Annotated in this window: 20 protein-coding genes; 13 read left to right on the forward strand and 7 right to left on the reverse strand. The window is 71.2% G+C overall.

Features of this window, described 5'->3' with window-relative positions:
* The first annotated feature begins 6 nt into the window (after positions 1–6).
* Together EJ357_RS03165 and EJ357_RS03170 are read left to right on the forward strand one after the other, a co-directional pair.
* Positions 7–1,326, forward strand: coding sequence for a flavin monoamine oxidase family protein (locus EJ357_RS03165; protein ID WP_126388374.1), 1,320 nt, complete (start codon positions 7–9; stop codon positions 1,324–1,326).
* On the forward strand, positions 1,319–2,776 hold the full coding sequence (locus EJ357_RS03170) for an aminobutyraldehyde dehydrogenase (RefSeq protein ID WP_228472944.1): 1,458 nt from the start codon (positions 1,319–1,321) through the stop codon (positions 2,774–2,776). The genes EJ357_RS03165 and EJ357_RS03170 overlap by 8 nt, the downstream gene beginning before the upstream one ends.
* Positions 2,777–2,798: 22 nt before the next feature.
* Here the strand turns inward: EJ357_RS03170 and EJ357_RS03175 are convergent, their stop codons facing one another.
* Entirely contained in the window at positions 2,799–4,433 is a 1,635-nt protein-coding gene (locus EJ357_RS03175; RefSeq protein ID WP_126388378.1) for a sigma-70 family RNA polymerase sigma factor, read from the reverse strand.
* A 333-nt stretch (positions 4,434–4,766) separates the two neighbouring features.
* Here EJ357_RS03175 and EJ357_RS03180 point away from each other — a divergent pair, with 333 nt between their 5' ends.
* Positions 4,767–5,207, forward strand: coding sequence for an STAS domain-containing protein (locus EJ357_RS03180; protein ID WP_126388380.1), 441 nt, complete (start codon positions 4,767–4,769; stop codon positions 5,205–5,207).
* A 198-nt stretch (positions 5,208–5,405) separates the two neighbouring features.
* On the opposite strand, the gene EJ357_RS03185 is transcribed toward EJ357_RS03180, so the two are convergent.
* Positions 5,406–5,840, reverse strand: coding sequence for a protease inhibitor (locus tag EJ357_RS03185; RefSeq protein WP_126388382.1), 435 nt, complete (start codon positions 5,838–5,840; stop codon positions 5,406–5,408).
* A gap of 337 nt (positions 5,841–6,177) precedes the next feature.
* Between EJ357_RS03185 and EJ357_RS03190 the strand changes: the two genes are divergently transcribed.
* The 5 genes from EJ357_RS03190 (at position 6,178) to EJ357_RS03210 (ending at position 11,497) form a co-directional block, all read left to right on the forward strand.
* A complete protein-coding gene (locus EJ357_RS03190) occupies positions 6,178–6,732 on the forward strand; it encodes a hypothetical protein (protein ID WP_126388384.1) in 555 nt (184 codons plus the stop codon).
* Between the two features lie 314 nt (positions 6,733–7,046).
* Complete coding sequence (locus EJ357_RS03195; RefSeq protein WP_228472946.1) at positions 7,047–8,591, forward strand: purine-cytosine permease family protein; 1,545 nt, start codon at positions 7,047–7,049, stop codon at positions 8,589–8,591.
* The gene (locus tag EJ357_RS03200) at positions 8,588–9,280 is read left to right on the forward strand and encodes an alpha/beta fold hydrolase (protein WP_126388386.1); all 693 of its coding nucleotides are present in this window, start codon (positions 8,588–8,590) and stop codon (positions 9,278–9,280) included. The genes EJ357_RS03195 and EJ357_RS03200 overlap by 4 nt, the downstream gene beginning before the upstream one ends.
* A gap of 73 nt (positions 9,281–9,353) precedes the next feature.
* Positions 9,354–10,523: a lactate 2-monooxygenase gene (locus EJ357_RS03205; protein WP_126388388.1), complete on the forward strand. Its 1,170-nt coding sequence runs from the start codon at positions 9,354–9,356 to the stop codon at positions 10,521–10,523.
* Entirely contained in the window at positions 10,520–11,497 is a 978-nt protein-coding gene (locus EJ357_RS03210; RefSeq protein WP_126388390.1) for a 2-hydroxyacid dehydrogenase, read from the forward strand. Before EJ357_RS03205 ends, EJ357_RS03210 begins: the two co-directional genes overlap by 4 nt.
* A 33-nt stretch (positions 11,498–11,530) precedes the next feature.
* Here the strand turns inward: EJ357_RS03210 and EJ357_RS03215 are convergent, their stop codons facing one another.
* The 3 genes from EJ357_RS03215 to EJ357_RS03225 form a co-directional block, all read right to left on the reverse strand.
* A complete protein-coding gene (locus EJ357_RS03215) occupies positions 11,531–13,150 on the reverse strand; it encodes an RICIN domain-containing protein (protein ID WP_126388392.1) in 1,620 nt (539 codons plus the stop codon).
* 538 nt (positions 13,151–13,688) lie between these two features.
* Positions 13,689–14,066 (reverse strand): toxin Doc, encoded by a 378-nt coding sequence (locus EJ357_RS03220; RefSeq protein WP_126388394.1) that lies wholly within the window; start codon positions 14,064–14,066, stop codon positions 13,689–13,691.
* A 3-nt stretch (positions 14,067–14,069) separates the two neighbouring features.
* Complete coding sequence (locus EJ357_RS03225; RefSeq protein WP_030845137.1) at positions 14,070–14,315, reverse strand: hypothetical protein; 246 nt, start codon at positions 14,313–14,315, stop codon at positions 14,070–14,072.
* 231 nt (positions 14,316–14,546) lie between these two features.
* Between EJ357_RS03225 and sigJ the strand changes: the two genes are divergently transcribed.
* The 3 genes from sigJ (at position 14,547) to EJ357_RS03240 (ending at position 17,662) form a co-directional block, all read left to right on the forward strand.
* Positions 14,547–15,476: an RNA polymerase sigma factor SigJ gene (gene sigJ / locus EJ357_RS03230; RefSeq protein WP_126388396.1), complete on the forward strand. Its 930-nt coding sequence runs from the start codon at positions 14,547–14,549 to the stop codon at positions 15,474–15,476.
* Positions 15,473–17,023 (forward strand): cytochrome bc1 complex cytochrome b subunit, encoded by a 1,551-nt coding sequence (qcrB, locus tag EJ357_RS03235; protein ID WP_126388398.1) that lies wholly within the window; start codon positions 15,473–15,475, stop codon positions 17,021–17,023. Before sigJ ends, qcrB begins: the two co-directional genes overlap by 4 nt.
* A gap of 84 nt (positions 17,024–17,107) precedes the next feature.
* On the forward strand, positions 17,108–17,662 hold the full coding sequence (locus tag EJ357_RS03240) for a hypothetical protein (protein ID WP_126388400.1): 555 nt from the start codon (positions 17,108–17,110) through the stop codon (positions 17,660–17,662).
* A 73-nt stretch (positions 17,663–17,735) separates the two neighbouring features.
* Here EJ357_RS03240 and EJ357_RS03245 read toward each other — a convergent pair whose 3' ends face one another.
* The gene (locus tag EJ357_RS03245; protein WP_126388402.1) at positions 17,736–19,967 is read right to left on the reverse strand and encodes a glycoside hydrolase family 9 protein; all 2,232 of its coding nucleotides are present in this window, start codon (positions 19,965–19,967) and stop codon (positions 17,736–17,738) included.
* A gap of 146 nt (positions 19,968–20,113) precedes the next feature.
* The gene (locus EJ357_RS50465) at positions 20,114–20,764 is read right to left on the reverse strand and encodes a hypothetical protein (RefSeq protein ID WP_323377802.1); all 651 of its coding nucleotides are present in this window, start codon (positions 20,762–20,764) and stop codon (positions 20,114–20,116) included.
* A 345-nt stretch (positions 20,765–21,109) separates the two neighbouring features.
* Between EJ357_RS50465 and EJ357_RS03255 the strand changes: the two genes are divergently transcribed.
* The gene (locus tag EJ357_RS03255) at positions 21,110–23,494 is read left to right on the forward strand and encodes a SpoIIE family protein phosphatase (protein WP_126388404.1); all 2,385 of its coding nucleotides are present in this window, start codon (positions 21,110–21,112) and stop codon (positions 23,492–23,494) included.
* Positions 23,495–23,538: 44 nt separating this feature from the next.
* On the forward strand, positions 23,539–24,213 hold the full coding sequence (locus tag EJ357_RS03260; RefSeq protein ID WP_126388406.1) for a DUF4232 domain-containing protein: 675 nt from the start codon (positions 23,539–23,541) through the stop codon (positions 24,211–24,213).
* The last annotated feature ends 6 nt before the right edge of the window (positions 24,214–24,219 follow it).

Consider the following 24,219-nt stretch of genomic DNA (forward strand, 5'->3'; position numbering starts at 1 on the left):
AAGCTGATGCATCACGACGTGATCGTGCTCGGCGCCGGTCTCGCCGGGCTCGCCGCCGCCCGGGACCTGGCCGCCGCCGGCACCGACGTACTCGTCCTGGAGGCTCGGGACCGCGTCGGCGGCCGGGTCGAGCAGACCCGTACGCCCGACGGCCGTACCGTCCAGCTGGGCGGTGAGGTGGTCGGCAACGGGCACACCGCCTATCTCCGACTCGCCAAGGAACTCGGGCTGGAGCTCATTCCCAGCTATGTCTCTGAACCCGGCCGCATGATCCGGGCCACTGCGGAGGGCCGCTCGTCCGGCGATCCGCCGCACTGGTTCGGCCCCGGGGACGCGGCCCTGCACGAGCGCCTGAGCGGCGAGTTCACCGCGCTCGCCGCCACCGTCGACCCCGACGACCCCTGGTCCCATCCGGACGCGGCCGCCCTGGACCGCCTCTCCGTGGCCGACTGGCTGCGCTCCCGGCAGGCCACGCCCGCCGTGGTCCGCCTGTGGGACATCGGCCAACTCGCCCTGGCCGGCGGCTCGTACGAACGGATCTCGCTGCTGGCAGCACTGCGCAAGAGCGCCGCGGTCCCGGGTTCGGGCACGGGCGACTACGACTACGCCGACTGGGAGGGACTGCGGCTGGCCGAGGGATCGGCCACGCTCGCCGAGGTCATGGGCCGCGAACTGGGTCCGCGCATCCGGCTCGGCTCACCCGTCGCCGCACTGGAGGTACGCCCCGGCAGCTGCGCCTTGCGCCTGGTCACCGGCGAGACCCTCACCACCGGTGCCGTGGTGAGCGCCCTGCCCGTCGGTCCGCTGCGGGACATCGCCGTCACCGGTGTGAGCGAGGCTCGGCTCGCCTCCCTGTACCGGCAACGCCAGGCGACGGCCGCGAAGTTCGCCGCCGTCTACGACCGTCCCATCTGGCGGGACGCCGGTCTCAACGGCCTGTCCGAGGCCGAGGGGGTGCTGGGCAGTACGTGGCCGCAGAGCGAGGGCGTCCTGTCGGCGCTGATCCCGCCCGAGAGGTACGGCGTCCTCCTCGGCACCCCGCCCCAGCTGCGTACACCCGAGCTGCTCGCCGAGGTGGCCGCCATGTTCGGCGACGAGGCCCTGCGGCCGAGCGCGTGTCATCTGCGGCTGTGGGGCACGGACCCGTGGACGCGGGGCTATGTCACCCAGTGGCCGCCCGGCGAGGTCATGGCCGTGGGCCCGCTGCACGGCACCCATGAACCACCGTTCTATGTCTGCGGCTCCGACCAGTGGGTCGCCGGGTACATGGAGGGCGCGGTCCGTACGGGCCGCGCCGCCGCCGAGGAGGCGCTGCGCCGTGGCTGACACCGACCGCCTCAACCACTCCGACCGTCACAACCACTCCGCCCGTCACAACCACATCGGCGGAAAGGAGGTACCGGCCGCCTCCGGTGCCACCCTGCCCTTGATCGACCCGGCCACCGCCCTCCCCCACGGCACGGCCCCGCTCTCCGGCCCCGAGGATGTGGACGCCGCCTGCCGGGCCGCCGAGGAGGCCTTTCCCGGCTGGTCGTCGACGACTCCGGCGCAGCGCCAGGTCGCGCTGCTGGGCATCGCCGACGCCCTGGAGCGGGAGGCCGACGCGCTCGGCGCCGCCGAGGTGACCGATACGGGCAAGCCGCGCGCCCTGTTCCTCGCGGACGAACTGCCCGCGATCGTGGACGTGTTGCGGTACTTCGGCGGAGCCGCCCGGAACCTGCCGGGCGCCGCGGCCGCCGAGTACACGCCGGGCCGCACCTCGGTGCTGCGCCGCGAGCCGGTCGGCGTGTGCGCCCAGATCACACCGTGGAACTACCCGCTGATGATGGCCGTGTGGAAGGTCGCCCCCGCGCTGGCCGCCGGTAACACCGTCGTCCTGAAGCCGTCCGACACCACGCCGTCGTCGGCCACGCTCCTGGCCCGGCTGGCCGCCGAGCACCTGCCGCCCGGTGTGCTGAACGTCGTGTGCGGCGACCGCGACACCGGGCGTGCCCTCGTCGCCCACCCGCACGTCCGGCTGGTGGCCGTCACCGGAAGTGTCCGCGCCGGGCAGGAGATCGCCGGCGCGGCGGCCGCCGACCTCAAGCGGCTGCACCTGGAACTCGGCGGCAACGCACCGGTGCTGGTCCACGCGGACGCCGATCTCGACGACGCGGTCGACCAGTTGTCCTCGCTCGCCTTCTACAACGCCGGGCAGGACTGCACGGCGCCGACCAGGATCCTCGTCGCCCGGAGCGTCCACGACAGCTTCCTGGCCCGCTTCGCCGACCGGGCCGCCCAGTTGCTGCCCGGAGCGCCGGACGACCCGCACGCCGACTTCGGACCGCTCGCGAACGCGGCTCAACTCGCCTCTGTAAGCGGCCTGTTGGAACGGCTTCCGGACCATGCGGAGATCGTCACCGGTGGCGGCCCGCTGGATCGTCGCGGCTACTTCCACCGGGCGACGGTGGTCGCCGGGGTGCGGCAGGAGGACGAGATCGTGCGGAGCGAGCTGTTCGGCCCGGTCGTCACCGTGCAGCCGTTCGCCGACGAGTCCGAGGCCTTCCGCCTGGCCAACGGCGTGCCTCAGGGGCTGGCCGCGAGCGTCTGGACCCGTGATCACGACCGTGTCATGCGGGCGAGCCGTGTGCTGCGGACCGGCGTCGTCTGGGTCAACACACACGGCACGACGGTGTCGGAGATGCCGCACGGCGGCGTCCGCCACTCCGGCTACGGCAGCGACCTCTCCCTCACGGGCCTGCTCGACTACACCCAGGTCAAGCACGTCATGCTGTGACCGGCGGCCGGCGCCGGCGGCCCTACAGCTTGGCGCCGAAGTTCTGCGTCCACCAGGGGCCGCCGGAGCCGTCGTGGATGCCCACGCCGATGTCCTTGAACGAGCAGTTGAGGATGTTGGCGCGGTGCCCGGGGCTGTTCATCCAGGACTCCATCACCGCCTCCGGGGTCTGCTGGCCCTGGGCGATGTTCTCCCCGTAGGTGGACCAGCGGTAGCCCGCCTCGGTGATGCGCCGGCCGGGGTCCTCCCCGTCCGGGTTGGTGTGGTCGAAGAAGCCACGGGCCGCCATGTCCTCGGAGTGGCCCTGCGCGGCCTTGTTCAGCAGCCCGTCCTCGGCGAGCGGACCGCACCCGGCGGCCGACCGCTCCTTGTTCACCAGCGCGACCACCTGCCCGACGGTGTCCGTGGGGACCGGCTGGGACTGCGGCGTACTGGACGCGGTCCGGGTCGGCTTGGGTGTCGGCCGGGGAGTCGGCGTGGCCTTCTTGGTGGGTTTGGGGGTCTTTGAAGGGGTTGCCTTCTTCGACGGTGACGCGGACGGCGACGGAGACTTGGACGCCGACGCGGAGGTCTCGACGGGGCTGGCCTGCGCTAGGTCCAGATCCGGGGAGCCGGCGGTGCGCGCGGCGGTCGGCTCCTCGGTTCCGGTACCGGGGGCCTTGTCGAAGTACCAGAGGCCGCCGCCCGCCACGCAGGCCGCGACGACGACACCTCCTACGGCGCGGCGCCGGATGCGCCGACGGCGACGGGCCTCGCTACGGGAGGCCGCCCGGCCGCGCGCGGAACGGTGACCGGCGCCGCCCGGTCCGGCGTGGGCCACGGACGCGCTCAGCCCGGTGGCCGAGCCGACCGCGGCCATCCCGCCGGTGGCCGACAGCACCCGCTCCAGCAGCGCGGGCGCCGCGGCGACGAGCGCGAGGCCGGCCAGGAGTCCTTCGGCGGGCATCAACCCGCTCCACAAACCGGAACATTGCATGCAACCACGGGCATGCCGGGCTATTCGCTTGCGCCACAGCGCCGAGGGCCGGCCCTCCCAGGAGGCCAGCACGCCCTGCAGTTCCTGGCATCGGGGCCGGGAGTCCAGGGCCCGCACGACCACCCGAGCCGCCTCCAGCTGCGCCTTCATCCGCTGCACCCGGACCGCGGTGTGCTGCGGGGACAGTTCCAGGGCTGCCGCGACCTCGGCCCGGGTCAGCTCGCCGGCACACTCCAGCCACCACAGGGACAGCAGCCCTCGGTCGTCGGGCTCCAGCCAGCGCGTCGCGCGTGCGGTCTCCTGGCGCTGGCCGGACAGCTGGAGCTGCACCATCGTCAGGTCCACGAAGTCGGCGCCGGGATCCGCCAGGTCCTCGGCCTCCGACACGGCACCGGGGGCCGACTGGCGGTCCTGCCAGTGGGCCCGGACCTGGTTCATCGCGATCGCCACGAGCCAGGAACGGAAGCTCTCGGGGGCGCGCAGAGCGCCGAGCGCGTCGAGGGCGCGCAGCATGGTGTCCTGCACGACGTCGTCGACGTCGACGGAACCGTTCAGAGCCCTCCCCACGACGTTGTAGACCAGCGGGAGGTACGCACCGACCAGGGCGTCCTGGGCCGCCTGGTCACCGCTTCGGGCCGCGGTGACCAGTGCCGCCAGTTCCGTCGTGCGCTCTGTACTCATCAAAAACTTCCCTGTCCTCGACGCCGAACGAAGCTGTCCGATACATGGGAGATCGGTCGACGAGCCGCGGATAACGGTTCTTCGGACGCTTGTTCCACGAGAGACTCACGGGGCCGGCGGGGTGGCGCAATGGGGGAAGTCACATTGGCGGGACCCAGCCGTAGGCCGTCCGGAGAGACCGGCGAGTGACAAATGGGATGAAAAGTCAATCACCTTGGGTCGAATTCACCAGGTCGAGTGAACCAGATCTTGCGCGCGGCGCGTGAGGGATGCTCAGCCTCGACCGGGGGTAACTACCCGGATCAAATGCCCCCCCTGCGAGGTGGAGCGGACATGACGCCGGACGCCGACGACCGCGCCCCCTACTCGACCGAGGACTTGGCCGCGGACTCTCTCCGCTCGGCGCCGCCCCCGGCGAACGCCCATGCCCGCACCCGTGGATGCGGTCCGTTCACCGTGGTCGAGGTCGTCGGCGAGATCGACCTGGCGACCGCCGTGTTTCTCACCGAGCATCTGGACGCGGCGGCGGCGCGGCCGGAGCCGGACGTCCTCGTCGATCTGCGCCAGGTGGACTTCTTCGACTGCTCGGGACTGCGCGCGCTGTGCCGGGCCGAATCGCGGATCAGGGACCGGGGCGGCCGCCTCCGGATCGTCTCCGAAGCGCCGCGTATACAGCGACTGCTGAGCGGTGCGGGCCTGCTGGGCCGTTTTGCTCCCTTACCGGGCATCCCGGGGGAAGATGACGATTTCCGCACTCAAGGCAATAATCCGTAACTCTGTTGGGGAAGCGGGAGATTCTCCGTGATCCAAACAGAACACGGTGATTCTCCGCAGCGATCCGAGGTGTCGACCGGGCGGCCCCACTCCGCCCGGCCGACCCCCAGTGCGAGATCGCGGGGGCCCTCGGCAGGACGCGCACTCCCCATCCGCGCGCCGCTGCCGAACTGCACAGGGCCATGCGATCCCGGTCCCTTAGAACGCGAAGAGGCTCGTCCCGTAGGAGCCCTTCACGCACTCGTTGGAGAAGGTGCGCTCATAGGAGACGCGCTTGCCCTGCCAGACGCCGTCGACCGTGACGATCACGGGGTCGTACTGCTTGGTGCACAGCACGCCGTCCCTGGCTCTCAGCGCATCGAAGTCCCCGCCCACGCCCCGCAGTTCGACACAGGCCGACATGGCGTCCGGGTGCGTGCCGGAGGCCGTCGGGGAACAGCTCAGGGTGACCGCGCGCACCGGCGTGGTCATGGTGGCGGTGTCGCCGTGGGCCAGGGTGAGCACCAGGGCCGAGGGGGCGTAGAGCGAGGCGGGGGCGGCGTCCTGGCCGGCCAGGGCGGATCCCGTGAGGGGTCCGCAGACGGCGGTGGCCGTGAGGCCGAGGGTCGCTGCCCAGCGCGCGGTGTTCCGCATTGTGTGCATCCTTCCGCTCGAGTCGAGGGTGTGTCGGCTCCGGCGCGATCGGTGCCGGAGCAACGAGCGGGAGTCTGCCGAGTCCGCCGCCGAAACTCACATCGACACCACGGGTTTCAGTAACCTTGCGTATTGAATCAGTGGCGTGAAGTAACGGACTTCGAACGTTCCAACGCCGGAACTTGGCGGCTCTTGATCGTTCCAAGGCCCCTAGTGGCCGGTTTCCGCACGCTGATTAATAGGCCTGAAACATTCCGGTTGGGCCCTCCGGTTGAGCTCTCGGCTGACTCGCCGCCCGCCTCTTGTGTTCATGAAGCAGTGGAGTAATCGTCATTACATGATTACCAGCGAACAACGAGAGAAGCTGCGCGGCTGGTTCGCCGGCCGGCTGCCGGACGACCTCTTCGAGGAGCTGACCGAGGTCACGGTCGACCGCGAGGAGATCACCGTGATCGGCCGTATCCCCGCTCCCCACCTGGCCGAGGGCGTCTCGGCCGCCGAGCGGGAGGCGGCCGTGGAGGGCCGGATCCAGGAATTCCGGGAACGCACCCGGGAGACTCGGATCGGGGTGGCCCGGGAGGCGGAGCACCGGTTCCGCAGGAAGGTGTCCTGGGGCGTGGAGTGCGACGGTGAGCGTGCGTTGTTCACGCACATCGCCGCGCCGGTGATGACGCGGCTGCGCCAGCCCGAGCGCCAGGTCCTCGACACCCTGATCGCCGGCGGGGTCGCCCGCAGCCGCAGCGACGCCCTCGCCTGGTGCGTACGGCTGGTCCAGCGGCACACGGACGACTGGCTGGCCGAGCTGCGCGAGTCCCTGGAGAACGTCCAGCGGGTGCGGGCCCAGGGGCCGGACACCGAGCCCGAGGAGGAGGCACCCAAGGACGGCGACTGATGGAGGTTTCGTCCAGTCAGGGCACCGAAGATGGATGAACCGTCCTCTGGTGCGGATCTCACGCCCGGCCGTACCGTCTGCAGATCCCGAGAGGACGGCATCCGCCCTGCCCGCACACCCCAGCGGCAGGCACCTGGCCGTCGCCGCCGCCGCGCCACAACGCGCTCCACCGCCCCGCCCTCGCTGGAGCCCCCTTGTCCTCACAGTCCCCTCAGGCCTCGCAGTCCCCTCAGGCCTCGCAGTCCCCTCAGGGCCCGCAGTCCCCTCAGGCCTCGCAGTCCACACCCCCCTCCCCCGCCCCCTCCCTGACCGAGGTGGAGGCCCATGGCGTCGACCGCATCCCCGACGCCGAGCGCACCGCGACCCCGCTCGACCTGTTCCGCCTCGCCTTCGGCGGCGCCAACACCTTCTCCACCTGTGTCCTGGGCGCCTTCCCGATCCTGTTCGGCCTCTCCTTCTGGCAGGGCCTCGCGGCCACGCTGCTCGGGGTCGTCGTCGGCGCGCTGATCCTCTGCCCGATGGCCGTGTTCGGCCCGGTCAACGGCACCAACAACGCCGTCTCCTCCTCCGCGCACCTCGGTGTGCACGGACGCGTGGTCGGCTCCTTCCTCTCCCTGCTGACGGCCGTCGCGTTCTTCTCGATCTCGGTGTGGAGCTCGGGCGACGCCCTGGTCGGCGGCGCCCACCGGCTCTTCGGCCTGACCCGCGGCAACCTGTCGTACGTCGTCGCGTACGCCCTGTTCGCCGGGCTGGTCCTCGCGGTCTGCGTGTACGGCTTCCGCTTCATGCTGTTCGTCAACAAGATCGCCGTGCCCTCGGCCAGCGTGCTGTTCCTGATCGGCGCGATCGCGTTCGCCGGCGACTTCGACCCGTCGTACGCGGGCGTGTTCACGGACTCCGCGGATGCGGCGACCCAGTCGCTGTTCTGGCCCTCGTTCATCGGCGCGGCCCTGATCGTGCTGTCCAACCCCGTCTCCTTCGGCGCGTTCCTCGGCGACTGGTCGCGCTACATCCCGGCGAGCACCCCGCGCCGCAAGGTGATCGGCGCCGCGTTCCTGTCGCAGATCGCGACGCTGCTGCCGTTCGTGTTCGGCCTGGCGACCGCGAGCATCATCGCCACGAAGGTTCCGGAGTACGTCGACCCGGCGGCACCCGACTTCGTGGGCGGACTGCTGGCGATCTCGCCGGGCTGGTACTTCCTGCCGGTGTGCCTGCTGGCGCTGATCGGCGGCATGGCGACGGGCACGACCGCGCTGTACGGGACCGGGCTGGACTTCTCGTCGGTGTTCCCGCGGCTGTCGCGGGTGCAGGCGACGCTGCTGGTCGGCGGGCTGTCGATCGCGTTCATCTTCGTCGGGCGGTTCGGGCTCGACCTCGTGCAGTCGATCTCGACCTTCGCCACCATGATCATCACCTGCACCACGCCGTGGATGGTCGTGATGATGCTCGGCTACTGGACCCGGCGCGGCTGGTACGACCCCGACGCCCTGCAGGTCTTCAACCGCCGCCAGCGCGGCGGCCGTTACTGGTTCGCGCACGGCTGGAACTGGCGCGGCATGACCGCCTGGTGGGTCGCGGCGCTGACCGGTGTGCTGTTCACCAACATCCCGGGCCAGTTCGTCGGCCCGCTGGGCGATCTCGCGAACGGGGTGGACATCGGCCTGCCCCTGTCCCTGGCTGTCGCCGCCGTCCTGTTCCTGACGCTGCTGCGGCTGTTCCCCGAGCCGAGGGCGGTGTACGGGCCCGAGGGCGCGCGGCTGGCGCGTACCGTCGAGGCGCCGGTGCCGCCGATCACGGGGCCGGGTGCGAAGGACGACGGGGAGCCGTTGTCAGACCCGTCCGCTACGTTGCGGACATGACCAACTTCGTACTGGTGGCAGGGGCGTGGCTCGGGGCGTGGGCGTGGGACGAGGTGGCGGCCGAGCTGCGCTCGGAAGGGCATGACGCCCATCCGCTGACGCTGTCGGGCCTCGCCGAGAAGCAAGGTGTTCCCGCCGGGCAGCAGACCCATGTCCAGGACATCGTGGGGGAGGTCGAGCGCCTCGACCTGCGGGACGTCGTCCTCGTCGGGCACAGTTACGCCGGCGTCCCGGTCGGACAGGCTGCCGAGCGGCTGGGCGACCGGCTGACCCATGTGGTGTTCGTCGACGCCATGGTCCCGGTCGACGGAGAGTCGTCCCTCTCCGGCTGGCCGAGCGACGAGGTGCGGGAGGCGATCGCCGCGAGCGGCTTCTGGCCGCCGATGGGCGCCGACGACTACGCGGGTCAGGGCCTGACGGACGAGCAGATCGCACGGATCGTGAACGGCTCGACCCCGCACCCGGGGGCCACGGCGATCGAGCCGGCGGTGCTCACGGGCGACCTCGTCGAGCTTGCGGGGACGTACGTCAAGTGCCTCCTCGACAGCGACGAACCCTGGGGTGCCGCGGCCGACCTGCTCAAGAGCGACCGCTGGGACCTGGTGAACCTGAACACCGGCCACTGGCCGATGTTCTCCCAACCGAAGGAACTGGCCCGGATCCTGCACGAGGCGGTGACCGGCCCCTGATCCACACCCACCCCTACCGGTCGGTATGGTCGGCGTACAGCGCGTTCTCAGTGACGAGAGGCGGGGCCTACGCATGGGCAAGCACTGGGCGGACTTCCAGTACGAGATCTATCTGAACGGGATGACGGGTGCCGTACCCCGGCTGCCCACCGATCTGACCCGGCTGGAGGCGCTGACCGAGCAGCGCCTGGGTCCAGGTCCCGTCGGCTATGTGGCGGGCAGCGCGGGCGACGGCAGCACCGCCCGGGCCAACCGGGCGGCCCTCGGGCGGCGCCGGATCGTGCCGCGCATGCTGCGGGACGTGCACGAACGGGATCTGTCCGTGGAGGTGCTGGGCCGCGCCCTGCCCGCTCCGCTGGCGCTGGCGCCGGTCGGGGTGCTGTCGATCATGCACCCCGACGCCGAGTGCGCGGCCGCCCGGGCCGCCGCCGCACAGGGCGTGCCGTTCACCCTGTCGTCGGCGTCCAGCACACCCATGGAGCAGGTCGCGGAGGCGATGGGCGACGCCGAGCGCTGGTTCCAGCTGTACTGGCCGAAGGACCCGGAGGTGGGCCGGAGTTTTCTCACCCGGGCCAAGGCGGCCGGGTTCACGGCGCTCGTCGTCACGCTGGACACGCCCATGCTGGCCTGGCGGCCACGCGACCTCGACCAGGCGTATCTGCCGTTCCTGCACGGCGTCGGCACCGCCAACTACTTCTCCGACCCCGCCTTCCAAGCGGGCCTCGCCAAGCCGGTGCTGGAGGACCCCAACGCTGCCGTCATGCACTTCGTCGGTATGTTCTCGGACCCCGCCAAGACCTGGCCGGACCTGGCGTTCCTCCGGGAGAACTGGGACGGCCCGATCGTCCTGAAGGGCATCCTGCACCCGGACGACGCCCGCGCGGCCGCCGACGCCGGGATGGACGGGGTCGTCGTCTCCAACCACGGCGGCCGCCAGGTGGCCGGGTCCGTCGGGGCGGCCGACGCCCTGCCCCGGGTCGTGGAGGCGGTCGGCGACCGGCTGACGGTGCTGTTCGACAGCGGCATCCGCACCGGCGACGACATCTTCAAGGCACTCGCCCTCGGCGCGAAGGCGGTTCTCGTGGGACGGCCGTACGCCTACGGGCTCGGCCTCGACGGGCAGGCGGGCGTCGAGCACGTCATCCGCTGTCTGCTCGCCGAACTCGACCTCACCCTCGCCCTGTCCGGGCACGCCGGCCCCACCACGATCGGCCCCGCCGACCTCGTCGAGGACAACGCATGACCGCCCCGAAGAACGTCCTCGCCGTCATCTCGCCCCACGTGGGCGGCCGTGGGATCGGAGCCGGACTGGCCACCCTCTTCCCCGAGGGGGCGACCGTCACCGTCGTCGAGGCGGCCGAGGAGGACCCGGCCGCCCTGCGCTCCGCCCACGCCGTCATCACCGCGCTCGCCCCTGTGACCGCCGAACACCTCGCCGCCGCAACGGAGTTGGAGCTGGTGCAGTGCGCCAGCCACGGCTTCGACTACGTAGACGTGGACGCGGCACGCGAGCGCGGAGTGCGCGTGTGCAACATCGGCTCCAGCGGCGCCGAGGCACAGAACGTGGCCGAGCAGACCTTCGCCCTCATGCTCGCCCTGGCCAAGCAGCTGGTCCCCGCCCACACCGCTCTCGTCGAGGCCGACTGGGCACTCCCCCGCCTCCAGCACTCGCTGACCGAGCTGTGCGGCAAGACTCTCGGCATAGTGGGCCTGGGCCAGATCGGGCGGCAGGTCGCCCGGCGCGCGGTCGCGTTCGACATGAGCGTCGTCTACGCCGGACGACGCCGGCTGCCGCCGGAGACCGAGGCCGAGTACGGCGGCGCCCGCCACGTACCGCTCGACGAACTGCTGAGCACCGCCGACTACATCAGCCTGCACGCCCCGCTCACCGACGAGACCCGGCATCTGCTGAGCGCCGAGCGGCTGGCGCTGCTCAAGCCGACGGCGTTCGTGATCAACACCGCTCGGGGCGCCCTGATCGACCAGGACGCCCTCGCCGACGCACTGGAGAAGGGCACCCTGGCCGGGGCGGGCATCGACGTCTTCGACCCCGAACCCCCCACCCCGGCCCTGCGCCTGCTCCGTGCCCCGAACGTGGTCCTCTCCCCGCACGTGGGCGGCGTCACCCGCGAGACCCTCGTACGGATCGCACTGGCCGCGGTCGAGAACGTGGCCGCGTTCCTGGCGGGCAGAGCACCGCAGGATGTCGTGAACTGAGCAGGCGGGGGCGCGAGAGGGTCGTTCGGAGCCTTACGCCTCCTCCTCCGACGCCAACCCCACCACCCGCGCCGCAGGCCTCTCGCTCTCCCCGCTCGAGAGCGAACCCGGGCTCGCCGACGCCACCGGGTCGGTGAGCCAGCGCTGTGCGTCGGAGCCGTCGCGGGGCTTGACGACGATGTCGGCGTCCGTGTCGGGTGTGGTGGACGCGAGGGCCAGCCGCTCGTCCCAGCGGGTCAGGAACTCGCCCTGCACGGTGAGGTCGTAGCGCACGTCGTCGGCCCGTTTCGTGTCGTCGTCGGCGCACGCGCCGAGGATCACCACGCCCGTGTCGAGGTGGGAGTCCAGGCACAGTGCGGGGTCGGCCACGCTGCGCAGCAGGCCGTCCTTCTCGTACGACCACTGCTGGGTGTCGTCGTCCGAGCACTCGGCCAGTTCGGTGCCGGCCCCGGCCTTCGGCTCGCCCCGGATGTCGAGGCACAGCTCGGCGTCGGCGTTGCGCAGCCTGGACCGCAGCGGTGCGGTGGGGAGTTGGGCCGTGCCGGGCGGTGCGGAGGACACGGCGGGCGGAACCCCGGTTCCGGTGCCGCCGCCGGTGGCGGAGGCGGCCGGGTCGACCCCGTCGTCGTCCGACAGCAGGCCGGCGGCGAGCATGGCCGCGATCAGGCCCGCGGAGGCCAGTCCCACGCCCGTGAGCAGTGTCCGCGAGGAGCGCGGTCCGCCGGCGGGTCTGCGGACCTGTGCGGGGATGCGGGACAGAAGGCGTCGGCGTCCGGCGCCGTGCCGGGCGGTGCCGCGTGCGCGGGGCCCGCCGGACTGCGTACGGCCCGGGCGGGTGTCCAGATAACGGCGCGCGCCCCAGCCGAGCACCGCCTCGGCGATCAGCACGCCCAACCCGCCCTCGAAATGGCTCAGTTGTTCGGCGGCGTTACGGCAGTAGCGGCACTCCGTCAGATGCTGCTGGACATCCGGCAGCAGAGCTCCGCCACGGCGAATCGGGACGTCGAGGAGGCGGTTGTAGAACCGGCAATCCTTCGTCGGCGCGAGTTCCCGATGGGCATGTACACAACCTTCGCGGAATTTATCACGCGCTTGTTCGAGCGCGACCGAGGCGGTAACGGTATCCATGCCCACCAGACCCGCCGGGACGCTTAACGGCTCGGCCTCGACCTCGGTATGCCAGAGCAGACATCGGGCAAGTCCCGGAAGCGCCTGGAATGACCGATCGGCGAGCTTTCGATTTTCGGGCGTCATCGACTTCGCCGTACGCATACCGCGACCGCCCGCGGGTTTCGCCAACTCCGGCAGAACACCTGTTACTCGTTCCTCGGACGACCACTGCCGGACCGTGTCCCGGACGGCGACGAGGAGCCGGGGCCGCAGCGCGGCGGCAGGTTCGCCCAGCGCCAGACGGTCGAGGACCTGATGGAAGGCCGCGGCGGTGACCATGTCGGCGGCGCCCGCCGGAGAGGCGAGACAGATCACCGCGTATTCACGGCCCGATTGCCAGTGCCGCGCCATGAGCAGGGCGACGGACGGAGCGGCCTCGCTGTCCGGACGGCCCCGCAGCCGGGCGGCGAGACCTTCGTCGGATTCCTCGGGAACCCCGCCGGGCGGCGGGTAAGGGGGGCGAGGGGGGTGGGGGGTGGGCACTGAGGGGATTCCTTCCCACGCGCATGGGACTCAGAAGGTCTGGTGACCGAAAAGGAGGAGCGGTCTGGTGTGTACCTTTTCGGCGCGAGCGCGGGGAGCCCGAATTCACCGACGTCCATCCGTCCCGGTTCCCCACGGCACGAATGAGCATCGGCCTTTTCCAACCCCCCACGGGTGGTTCACCCTTGCACAGCACGCTCACGACCAACAAGGCACTTGGGCAACATGCGCACCTTTGAAAGAAAGTCAGATACTGCGGCAACTCGCCACACCCGCGCGAGCTTTCGACTTTCCATGCGCCCCGTGTGAAACTCGCGCACGCGCCGGAGCACCACGCACGCTCCCCGTCGCACACGCCGGCGTAGTCCACTGGAAGCGGCCCCTCGGAAGGCCCCGCGCAGGAAAGGGGCCCCCTGCTCGAGCGAAGCCGAGAGCTTGGGGGAGGTTCTCCTGCGTGTCACAGGCCGCCGACCCCGTTCCTCCCGCCCTCGGTCGGCGGCCCCTGAGGGGGAGGAACGGGGCGGCCGGCCGACGCCCCTCAGATCTGCCAAGAGCGCAGCCGGTCGGCCGCGCCGTACACATCGACCTTGCCGGAGATCAGGTCACGGGCGAGGTCGACGAGGGCACCGTAGGGCGGGTCGATGCCGACGCCGCTGACGAACATGTAGGCCACCGCGGCCGCGCAGGCGAAGCGGGCGTTGGCCGAGGGAAGCGGCTTGAGCAGGGCGAGGGTGTGCAGCAGCGCGGCGGCCCGCCAGGCCGGGTCGGAGTCGACGCCCAGGCGGGGCGGATCCACGCGATGGCGCGCGACGGCGGCGACCAACGCGGAGAAGTCGTTGACCGTGGGCTGGTCCGGCAGGACCTCTTCGTGGCGCTGGAGCAGCCAGGGCACGTCGATATGAATGACGGGTGCCATCGGTCAGGCAGCCCGCCCCTCGCCCTTTGCGGGCGGTTCGTCGTCGGGGAAGGCGGCCGCGAACTCGTCCGCGTGCGTCGCGAAGAACCGGCGGAACGCCTCGGCGCCTTCCTGCAGCGCCCGGTGCCGGGCTATGTCGGCCGCGGCCGCCTCCCGCACGAGCGCCTTCATCGACGTACCGCGTTCCTTGGCGATCTGCCGCAGGTCCTCTAGCTCGCGGTCGCTGAACTCCACGTTGAGAGCTGGCATGCCCTCACGGTACCGCTCGGGTACTTACGCGTAAATACATGCAGGTCAAGTGTGATGCACGACGGTACCGAGGGGATACGGAACGCTCTGTCGGGCACCGGGCCGCTCGGAGGGCGACCCCTGGACGCTCACACGACGACCCCGAGACGTGGGTCACATTCGGCCGTGGGATGTCACACTCCGGCCCACGCCGGGCCTCGCAGTAGTGAGCGCGCACTGGGAGGCCCCCGTATGTCCGACAGCCCCGTACCCGTCACCGACGACGCGACCGGCGTCTTCGTCCGGCACCGTGAGCTGATGTTCGGCGTCGTCTACAACATGCTCGGCAGCGTCGCCGACACCGAGGACGTCCTGCAGGAGACCTGGCTGTCGTGGACGGCGCGCGGCGGGGGCTCACCGCTCGACGGGATCGCGAACCCGCGGGCGTATCTCGTGCGGATCGCCGTGAACCACGCCCTGGCCCGGCGGGCCGCGGTCAGCCGCCGCCAGGAGACGTACGTGGGCCCGTGGCTGCCCGAGCCGCTGGTCGCGGACGGCGATGGGGCCGGCGCCGACGACCCGGCGCTGCGCACCGAGTCCGTGTCGCTGGCGATGCTGGTCGTCCTGGAGTCGCTGTCACCGCTGGAACGCGCGGTGTTCGTGCTGCACGAGGTGTTCGGGTACCCGCACACGGAGATCGCGGAGATCATCGACCGCAACCCGGCGGCCGTACGGCAGCTGGCGCATCGCGCGCGGGAGCATGTGCATGCGCGGCGGCCGCTGTACGAGGCGCATCCGCGGGTGCGGCGGGAGGCGACCGAGCGGTTCGTGCGGGCCGCGGTCGGCGGTGACATCGCGGCACTCATGGAGATCCTCGCGCCGGACGTGACGGTGTGGACGGACGCCGGGGGCAAGCGCAAGCCGGCGGGGCTGCGTCCCGTGCGGGGCCGGGACAAGGTGGTCCGGTTCTTCGGCTCGTACGCGCGCCGGGGCGGCGGTGCGGGCGGGCTGGACCTGACGTACCGGCGTGTCAACGGCGACGACGCGGCGGTGCTGTTCCAGGGCGAGGAGCCGTACGCCGTCCTGGTGCTGGACCTGACGCCGGACGGCGACCGGGTGTCCGGCGTCTACGTCGTGAGCAACCCGGACAAGCTCACGCATGTGCGCAGGGAGGAGGCGTGAGCACCCGGGAACTGCCCGGGCCGGGCAGGGGCGAGCGGGTCGCGGACTGGTTCGACGGGCGGCTCGGCATCCACTCCCTCGGCCGGAAGTACCTGCGCAAGGTCTTCCCCGACCACTGGTCCTTCCTGCTGGGCGAGATATGCCTGTACAGCTTCGTGGTGCTGATCCTGACGGGCGTGTACCTCACCTTCTTCTTCCACCCGTCGATGAACGAGGTGACCTACCACGGCAGTTACCTCCCGCTCAACGGCGTGCGCATGTCCGAGGCGTACGCCTCCACGCTGGACATCAGCTTCGACGTGCGGGGCGGGCTGCTGATGCGGCAGCTGCACCACTGGGCGGCGCTGGTCTTCGTCGCGGGGATGCTCACGCACATGATGCGGCACTTCTTCACCGGGTCGTTCCGCAAGCCGCGGGAGATCAACTGGCTGTTCGGGTGGAGTCTGCTGTTCCTCGGCATGTTCGAGGGCCTGTTCGGCTACTCGCTGCCGGACGACCTGCTGTCGGGGACGGGTCTGCGGTTCGTGAACGGGGCCCTGCTGTCCGTTCCGATCGTCGGGACGTATCTGTCGATGTTCCTGTTCGGCGGCGAGTTCCCGGGCGACGACATCGTGGCCCGCTTCTACTCGCTGCACATCCTGGTGATCCCGGGCATCATGGCGGCGCTGGTCGTGGCCCACCTCCTGCTCGTCGTGTACCACAAGCACACCCAGTTCGCGGGCCCCGGACGCACCGAACGCAATGTCGTCGGCGCCCCGTTCATGCCGGTGTACCTGGCGAAGGCGGGCGGCTTCTTCTTCCTCGTCTTCGGCGCCCTCGCCCTCATGGCCGCCGTGGCGACCGTCAACCCGGTCTGGTCGTACGGCCCTTACCGCGCCGACCAGGTCTCCACCGGCGCCCAGCCCGACTGGTATCTGGGTTTCGCCGAGGGACTGGTCCGCATCATGCCGGGCTGGGAGATCACACTGTGGGGCCACACGCTCGTCCTGGGGGTGCTGATCCCGGTCGTGGTCTTCCCGCTCCTGCTGGTGTTCATCGGCGTGTACCCCTTCCTGGAGTCCCGGGTCACCGGCGACAAACGAGAGCACCACCTCCTCGACCGCCCCCGCAACCGTCCTGTCCGCACGGGGATCGGCGCGGCCTGGATCAGCCTCTATCTGATCCTTCTGGCGGGCGGTGGCAACGACATCGTGGCGACCCGGCTCCATCTGTCGATCAACACGGTGACCTGGACGATCCGTATCGCCGCCCTGGTCGTCCCGGTGTTCGTGTTCGTCGTCACCCGCCGCATCTGTCTCGGACTCCAACTCCGCGACAGGGAACGCGTGTCGCACGGCCGCGAGACCGGCGTGATCAAGCGGCTTCCGCACGGCGAGTACGTCGAGGTGCACGAGCCGCTGAGCCGCGCCGAACTCCACACCCTGACCGCTCACGAGCGGCCCGGCGAGCTCGTGGAGCACGAACCGCAGGGAAACTGTCGGCGCCAAGCGGTCGTACGGCGTGTACCAGGGCCGTCCCCTCCCGACGGCCCCCACAACCCCGGGTGACGCCCCGCTGTCACACCCGAAGGCAGCCTCACCCGCACCGACGGCACCCCCGTCGCCGACGCGCCGGTCCAGCTCGAGGAATCGGTGCTGTTCGACACCTGGAACCCCTGGGGAGACCCCATCGACCCGACCCAGTGGGAGACCCGGGGCCTGGGCACCGTCCGCACGGACGCCGAGGGGCGGTTCACCCTGGAGGACGTTCCCGCGGACCGCGTCGACGACCGGCCGAGCCCTTGTCCGGCCCCACGCCACCAGGTGATGTTCCGGGCGATCTACGACACCGACCCCACCGACTTCCACATGGCCTTCGCGGACACCACGGTCAAGGTGGAGCCCGTCACCAGCGTCATCAGCTACCGGGTCAACAGGACCAAGGTGCGCGAGGGCGACACCCTCGTCGTCAAGGGCAGGGTCGCCTGGCCCGCCGGGCACGGCCCGATCGCCGGCACCCGGGTGTTCCTGCGGACGTACTTCGAGAGCGAGCACAACGCGCAGACCACCACCGACGCGCGCGGCAACTTCACCGTCCGCGCCACGATCCGCGACTACGACAACGAGTTCGCGATCTTCTCCGCGCCCACGGACTACTACATCGCCGGCGCGAGCAAGGATCTCCCGGTCAAGAACGTCACCCCGTAGCGAGCGCCGCGGACACCGCAGGGGCCCGCCGCCGCACCCGTCGGCAGCGGGCCCCTGCTGTGCTCTTCCGCCGTCAGCCCTGGTCCGCCACGAAGGAGGCCATCCGGGTCAGGGCGGAGTTCCAGTTGATCGTGTGCTCGTTCGTCGACCAGGACTGGATGTCGTCGATGTAGCAGAACTGACCGACGCAGCCCTGGAGTTTGCTCTGTGCGTAGGGGTCCTGGATGCTCGAGTTCGGGCCGCCGGCGAGCGTGCCGGCCGGCGGGTTCGGCTGGCTCGGGTCGAGCTGATGGGCGTACCAACGGGCGTGCTGGTTACGGGAGTTGACCTCGCCGTACCCGGTCACGTACGAGATGTTCAGCGCGTTGCGGCCGAAGAGGTAGTCCATGCTCTGCACCGCCGCGTCACGGTACTTCGAGGCACCCGTGATGTCGTACGCGGTGGCGATGACGACGGCGTTGTGCAGGATCTGGTGGTTGGAGCCCCAGTCGTAGAGGTTGCCGTCGGGGGCGTACGGCATCCCGTAGGGCTGCGACTTCAGCGTGGCCACGTACCGGTCCGCCCCCTTGACCACGGACTGGCGCACCTTGTCCCGGCCGGGCAGCCTGCTCGGCACGGTCGCCAGGTCCAGCCGGGCCGCTGCCGCCGTCCGGGCCCAGTCGTATCCGAGGGCGCCGAAGATGTCGGCCGTGTGCACCGGGGAGTTGAGGACGTGGTCGGAGAACTCCTTTTCCCCTGTGCTCAGATACAGCTCGGCGGCCGCCCAGTAGAACTCGTCGGTGACGTTGTTGTCGGCGTAGGCGCCGCCGCCGATGCCGTCGCTCTCGGAGGCGTACCGGTCGGGGTGTGCGAGCGCTGCCGTCCAGGCCTTGCGGGCGGCGGCGAGCGCATTCGCCGCGAACTCCTTGTCGTACGGCCTGTACAGGCGTGCCGCCTGCGCGGCCGTCGCCGCCAGGTTCAGGGTCGCCGCGGTGGACGGCGGATGCAGTTCACGTTTCTGCGGGTCGTCGCTCGGCAGCAGCGGCAGGCCCGTCCACTGCTCGTCGTGGATCTTGTGATGCGCCATGCCGGCCAGCGGCTGCCCGGCGGGCACCTGCATCTTCAGCAGGAACTCCAGCTCCCAGCGGATCTCGTCCAGGATGTCCGGGACCTTGTTGCCGCTCTCCGGGATGGCGAGCGTGCCGTCGCCCAGCTTCGCCGGCTCCCCGGTGCGGGCCAGGCGTTCGCGTTCGTACGTGCTCAGCAGCTCCCACACGGAGATGCCGCCGTTGACGACGTACTTGCCGTGGTCGCCCGCGTCGTACCAGCCGCCGGTGACATCGAGCGTGTAGTCGCACACGCCCGGCTGGCAGGGCACCGCGCCGTCGCCCCGGTTGGGCGCCACGTCGACGTGTCCGGCGGGGCGGGCGTAGCCCGGTCGCAGGTCGTCGCGGATGGCGATGCCGCTGCGCTGCGTGTAGTAGTACTTCACGGCGTCCAGGCGCAGCCGCTCGTAGGCGGCCGTGCCGATGTCGAAGGGGCGGCTCGTCTCTCCGTCGACGACCAGCGTGAGGTCCTTGCCCTGCTTGCGGTAGGCGCCGAAGTCGATGGAGTGGACGTTCTGCGCGGAGGAGCCGTCGGTGCCGCGCGGCACGGTCAAGCCGTGCGCGACCACGGCGCCGGACGCGTTCTTCAGCTGCCAGGGCAGCTTCTCGGTGGCGGCGGTGACCAGGGTGGCGTTCTTCGGTCCGGCGGGCAGATAGGCGACCTGGTTCACCCGCACCCGGGGCCCGGTGTCGGGCTCGTACACCTCTGGCGGCACGCCGCCCAGCAGCGACGCGTTGTCCATGCAGAAGCGCCACGGGTCCGCGCTGCCGCCGAGCTGGAAGGCGACCTGGCCCTGCGGGGTGTCGACGGGGGCGGTGAAGGTGTACGCGTAGGAGTTCCCGGAGACACTCAGCTCCGGCGTCACCTCGAAGTAGGTGTCGTACGGCGCCGCCGACAGGCCGACGACCGCCCGCACGACGTGCCCCTCGGGCGAGCCGTTCGCGGTGAAGGAGATCCGGTACGACTCGCCCTTCACCAGGGTGATGTCGTTCTGGCCGACGGCGGCGTCCCAGGGGTTGGCGGTGCCGCCGGGCACGTCGGCACAGAGCTGTCCGGCGGACAGGCCGGCGGTGACGTTGCCGGTCGTCCACCACGGCTCGGTGGTGGTGTCGAAGGTGCCGTTCTTGAGCTGCTCGACCTCTTCGGCGCCGGCCGGTGCGGCGAGGCCTGCGGCCAGCAGGGCCGTCAGGGTCAGCAGGAAGGTTCTGCGTCGTTTCACGTCTGGGCTCCTCGGGGGAGGGGCGGGTGACGCTCGCGGTGGGAGCGCTCCCAGATGCGGACGCAGCCATGTTTGTTGGCGACATGACACTCCGTCAACAGTCCGGACACAACGCTTCGCTGGAAGGTGCCGGGACAGGCCGTCTGTTAGCTGCGGCGCCGCTGTGGCTTGTCGCGCCCGCGCGGCGGATCCGCATATCGATACAGCCCGCGCCCCTGAAGGGGCGCTGCCGAACCGGCCGTCCGGACCGTGACGTGGGTCAGGTGGCGGGTGCCTCCAGCTTGCTGATCCGTATCGCTCCGCGAGGCTCCCAGGGGGTAGACGCTGGTCAGGGTCAGTCGCAGTCGGGAGCCGCGCACCGCGTCGAAGGTGACGACGGTCGGCGTGTCCGAGGCAGTCGCCCAGTCGACGGCCGTGCCCTCCACCGGCGCATACCGGCGGCCGTCCCACACCTCCGCCGCGACCGACGCGGGCAGGGTGTGCGTCGCGTCCACGGTGAACGAGACCTCCACCCGGTCGAACATCCGCGCCCGGCCGAAGTGCACACTCACCCAGTCCTCGGGCCTGGCCCCGTCGAAGGCCGACAGCAGCGCCGTCGCCACCTTGAGGAATCCGTTGGACCAGCCGGTGGCCGGCCTCCTTGCCGTCGCAGTAGACGTAGGAGTCCATGTAGACGCCGTCGAACCCCACCTCCCGTCGTGCGGCACCGCGACCTCGCGCCGGCCCGAGTCGTCATGGCCGGGCTCGGCGGCGTCGGCGCACTCGCCGGTCGGGTCGGTGATGCCGCCCGGGTTCACCAGGGCGAAGCGAGCCGGCGCGCAGCGGGACCGTGCGGCGGCCGGGCGCGCCGGCCTCGGCGAGTTCCACGGCCCGTTGCCGTGGGGCCGCTCAGCAGCCCTCCGGCCGTCGGAGTGGCCGTGGAGGCCAGCAGTAACGATCTTCGAGTGACTGTCGTGCCCCTCCCCCATCAGGGCCCATAAGTACTCACAACTGATCGTGAACAAACAGATTCTGACGGGATGGCACGCGGAGCAGTCAAGAGTGCGCCAAGAGGGTTCCGGGACGTACGGGTCGCCGAAGCACTACGCTGGAGCCCGCTGACACGCTTGTTCACCGTGAGTGTGCGCGTTGGAGTGGCGAGCATGAGCCCGGAGTATCCGTTCGACGAGGCCGCGACGGCCCGGGCGGTCATCGACGACAGCGGCACGCTCGTCGAGTGGAACGCCGGGGCGGAGCGACTGCTGGGCCACCCGGCCGCCGCGGTCCTTGGACGCCCCGCCACGGATCTGCTGGCCGACGGGGGGCACCGCGGTTCCGGCGCCCCCGAGGGCGAGCGGTGGGACGGCATCCTCACCCTGCGCCATCGCGACGGCAGCCACATCACCGTGTGGCTGCTCGCCCACCGGGTTCGGCCGCAGGACGCCGGGCCCGACCGCTGGCTCGTGGTCACGCCGATCGAGGCGGACCGCCCTCGGCTGCCCGACGATCCGCTGGACAACGTCGGGCTGCTCGAATCGCCCTGCGCCATCGCCATCTACGACGAACGGCTCCGCCTGCGCAGGATCAACCCCGTCATGGCGGAGGTCCTCAGCCTCTCCGAGGAACATGTGCGCGGGCTGCGGGCGCCCGAGCTGACCGGAAGGGCCCAGAGCCACGACATCGAGCGCCAGCTCCTGCGCGTGCTCACCACGGGCCGGGGCACCGACGTACGCACGTACATCCCGGTCGGCGGCGACAGGACGTACGCCTGGCTGGCCCGCATGGCCCCGATCACCGACGGCAAGGGCCGGGTGCGCGGCGTGTCCGTGGCCGCGCACGACTTCACCGATCAGTACCTGGCCCAGGAGCGGCTGCAACTGGTCAACGAGGCCAGCGTGCGCATCGGCACCACCCTCGACGTCACCCGGACGGCCCAGGAGCTGGCGGACATCTGCGTCCCCGCCCTCGCCGACTTCGTGAGCGTCGACCTGCTGGACCCTCCGGAACACGGGGGCGAACTGCCCACCGGCCGGCTGACGGCCCCGGTCGCCCTGCGCCGGGCCGCCCACCGGTCGGTCAACCACGGCACCCCCGAAGCCGTGGTCAAGCCGGGGACCGTGGACGAGTATCCGGCCCCGTCGCCCCAGGCCGACGCGCTGTTGGCGGGACACGCCATCGTGGCCTCGACCTCGACCGGCGACCTCGGCCAATGGCTCTCCTGGGACCCGGCACGCGCCGAGCGGATCCGGGAGTACGGCATCCACACCACCATGTCCGTGCCGATCCAGGCCCGCGGCACCACGCTGGGCGTCACCGTGCTCACCCGGTTCATGAACCCCGAGCCGTTCACGCCCGACGACGTGCTGCTCGCCGAGGAGATCACGGCACGGGCGGCCGTCTGCATCGACAACGCCCGCCGCTACTCCCGCGAACGCGACACCGCCCTGGCCCTGCAGCGCAGCCTGCTCCCCCGGTCCCTGCCGCGCACCGCCGCGCTCGAAGCGGCCTCCCGCTATCTCCCCGCGGCGCGGTCCGGGGTGGGCGGCGACTGGTTCGACGTGATCCCGCTGTCCGGGCTGCGGGTCGCGATGGTCGTCGGGGACGTCGTCGGGCACGGCATCCAGGCCTCGGCCACCATGGGCCGGCTGCGCACCGCCGTACGCACCCTCGCCGACATCGATCTCGCGCCCGACGAGCTGCTGACCCACCTCGACGACCTGGTCGTGCGCCTGTCCGAGGAGACGGGCAACGAGGGCAGTCCCGGCGAGGTCGGCGCCACCTGTCTGTACGCGGTGTACGACCCGGTCTCCCGGCGCTGCACCATGGCCCGGGCCGGACACCCCTCGCCGGTCATCGTCCCGCCGGGCGGCGAGCCGCGGGAGATCGAGCTGCCCGCCGGACCGCCGCTGGGCCTGGGCGGGCTGCCGTTCGAGTCCGCCGAGATCGAACTGCGCGAGGGCACGGTGCTCTCCTTCTACACCGACGGCCTCATCGAGACCCGTGAGCGCGATGTCGACGCCAGCCACGCGCTGCTGCGCGAAGCGCTGACGGGTTCCTACGACTCGCTGGAGGAGACATGCGACCGCGTCCTGAACGCCCTGCTCCCGACGGGCGACGCCGCCGACGACGTGGCACTCCTGCTGGCCCGCACCCAGGGGCTGCCCGCCTCCAGGGTCGCGACCTGGGACATCCCTGCGGACCCGGCGCTCGTCGCGCCCATCCGCAAGCAGGTCGTGGAGCAGCTCGGCGCCTGGAGTCTGAGCCAGGCGTCGTTCACCGCCGAGCTGGTGGTGAGCGAGCTGGTCACCAACGCCATCCGCTACGGCATCCACCCCATCCGGCTCCGGCTGATCCACGACGCGGCCACGCTGATCTGCGAGGTCTCCGACACCAGCCACACGGCCCCGCATCTGCGCCGCGCCAAGACCTTCGACGAGGGCGGCCGCGGGCTGCTGCTGGTCGCCCAGCTCACCCAGCGCTGGGGCAGCCGGCACACGACGGACGGCAAGACGATCTGGGCGGAGATCGGGCTCGTCGACGAGGAGTGACGATGAGTGAGTAGCCTGCGGAAAAACGGGGAGTCGTGACAACTATGGGACGTGCACGGGCATTTCACTCCTCACACCGAGCGACTCCCCTCGTGACCGCCGTCGCACTGCTGGGCCTGGTCGCCGGCTGCGGCAGCGGCGCGGACGCCGGCGGTACCGTTCGGCCACCGGCCGGCACGAGCAGCGGTACGGCCACGGCCGACACGGGGAGTACCGCATCCGGGCCGGGCACGACGGAGCCGGGCACCACCGGACCGGGCACCGACACCGGCAGCCCCGTGACCCAGTCGGCCGCCGCCGCCCCGCGCTGCCACACCTCCGAGCTGCGCGCGAAGATCGGCCGTCCCAGTCCCGGGGCGGGGCAGCGGAACTTCCCGATCGTGCTGACCAACACGACCGACCGCACCTGCACCGTCCGCGGCTACCCCGGTGCCGCGTTCGTGGACGCCTCCGGCAAACAGCTCGGCCCGGACCCGAAGCGGTCCCCCTACACACCGACGAGCGTGTCGCTGGCCCCGGGCCGGAGCGCATGGGCCGGGCTGAGCTTCGCCAGCCCGGAGATCAGCGGGGCCCGTACCGCCGTGCCCAAGGCGCTGCTCGTGACACCGCCGGACGAGCGGGATCCGCTCGAGGTGGCGTGGACGCACGGTGAGGTACCCGTGGCAGGGAACGAGTCCTCGGTGCGCCTGACGGTGTTCCAGCCCGGCACCGGAGGCTGACCGGCG

Origin of the sequence: Streptomyces cyaneochromogenes (genome assembly GCF_003963535.1) — a bacterium.
Taxonomy (GTDB): Bacteria; Actinomycetota; Actinomycetes; order Streptomycetales; family Streptomycetaceae; genus Streptomyces; species Streptomyces shaanxiensis.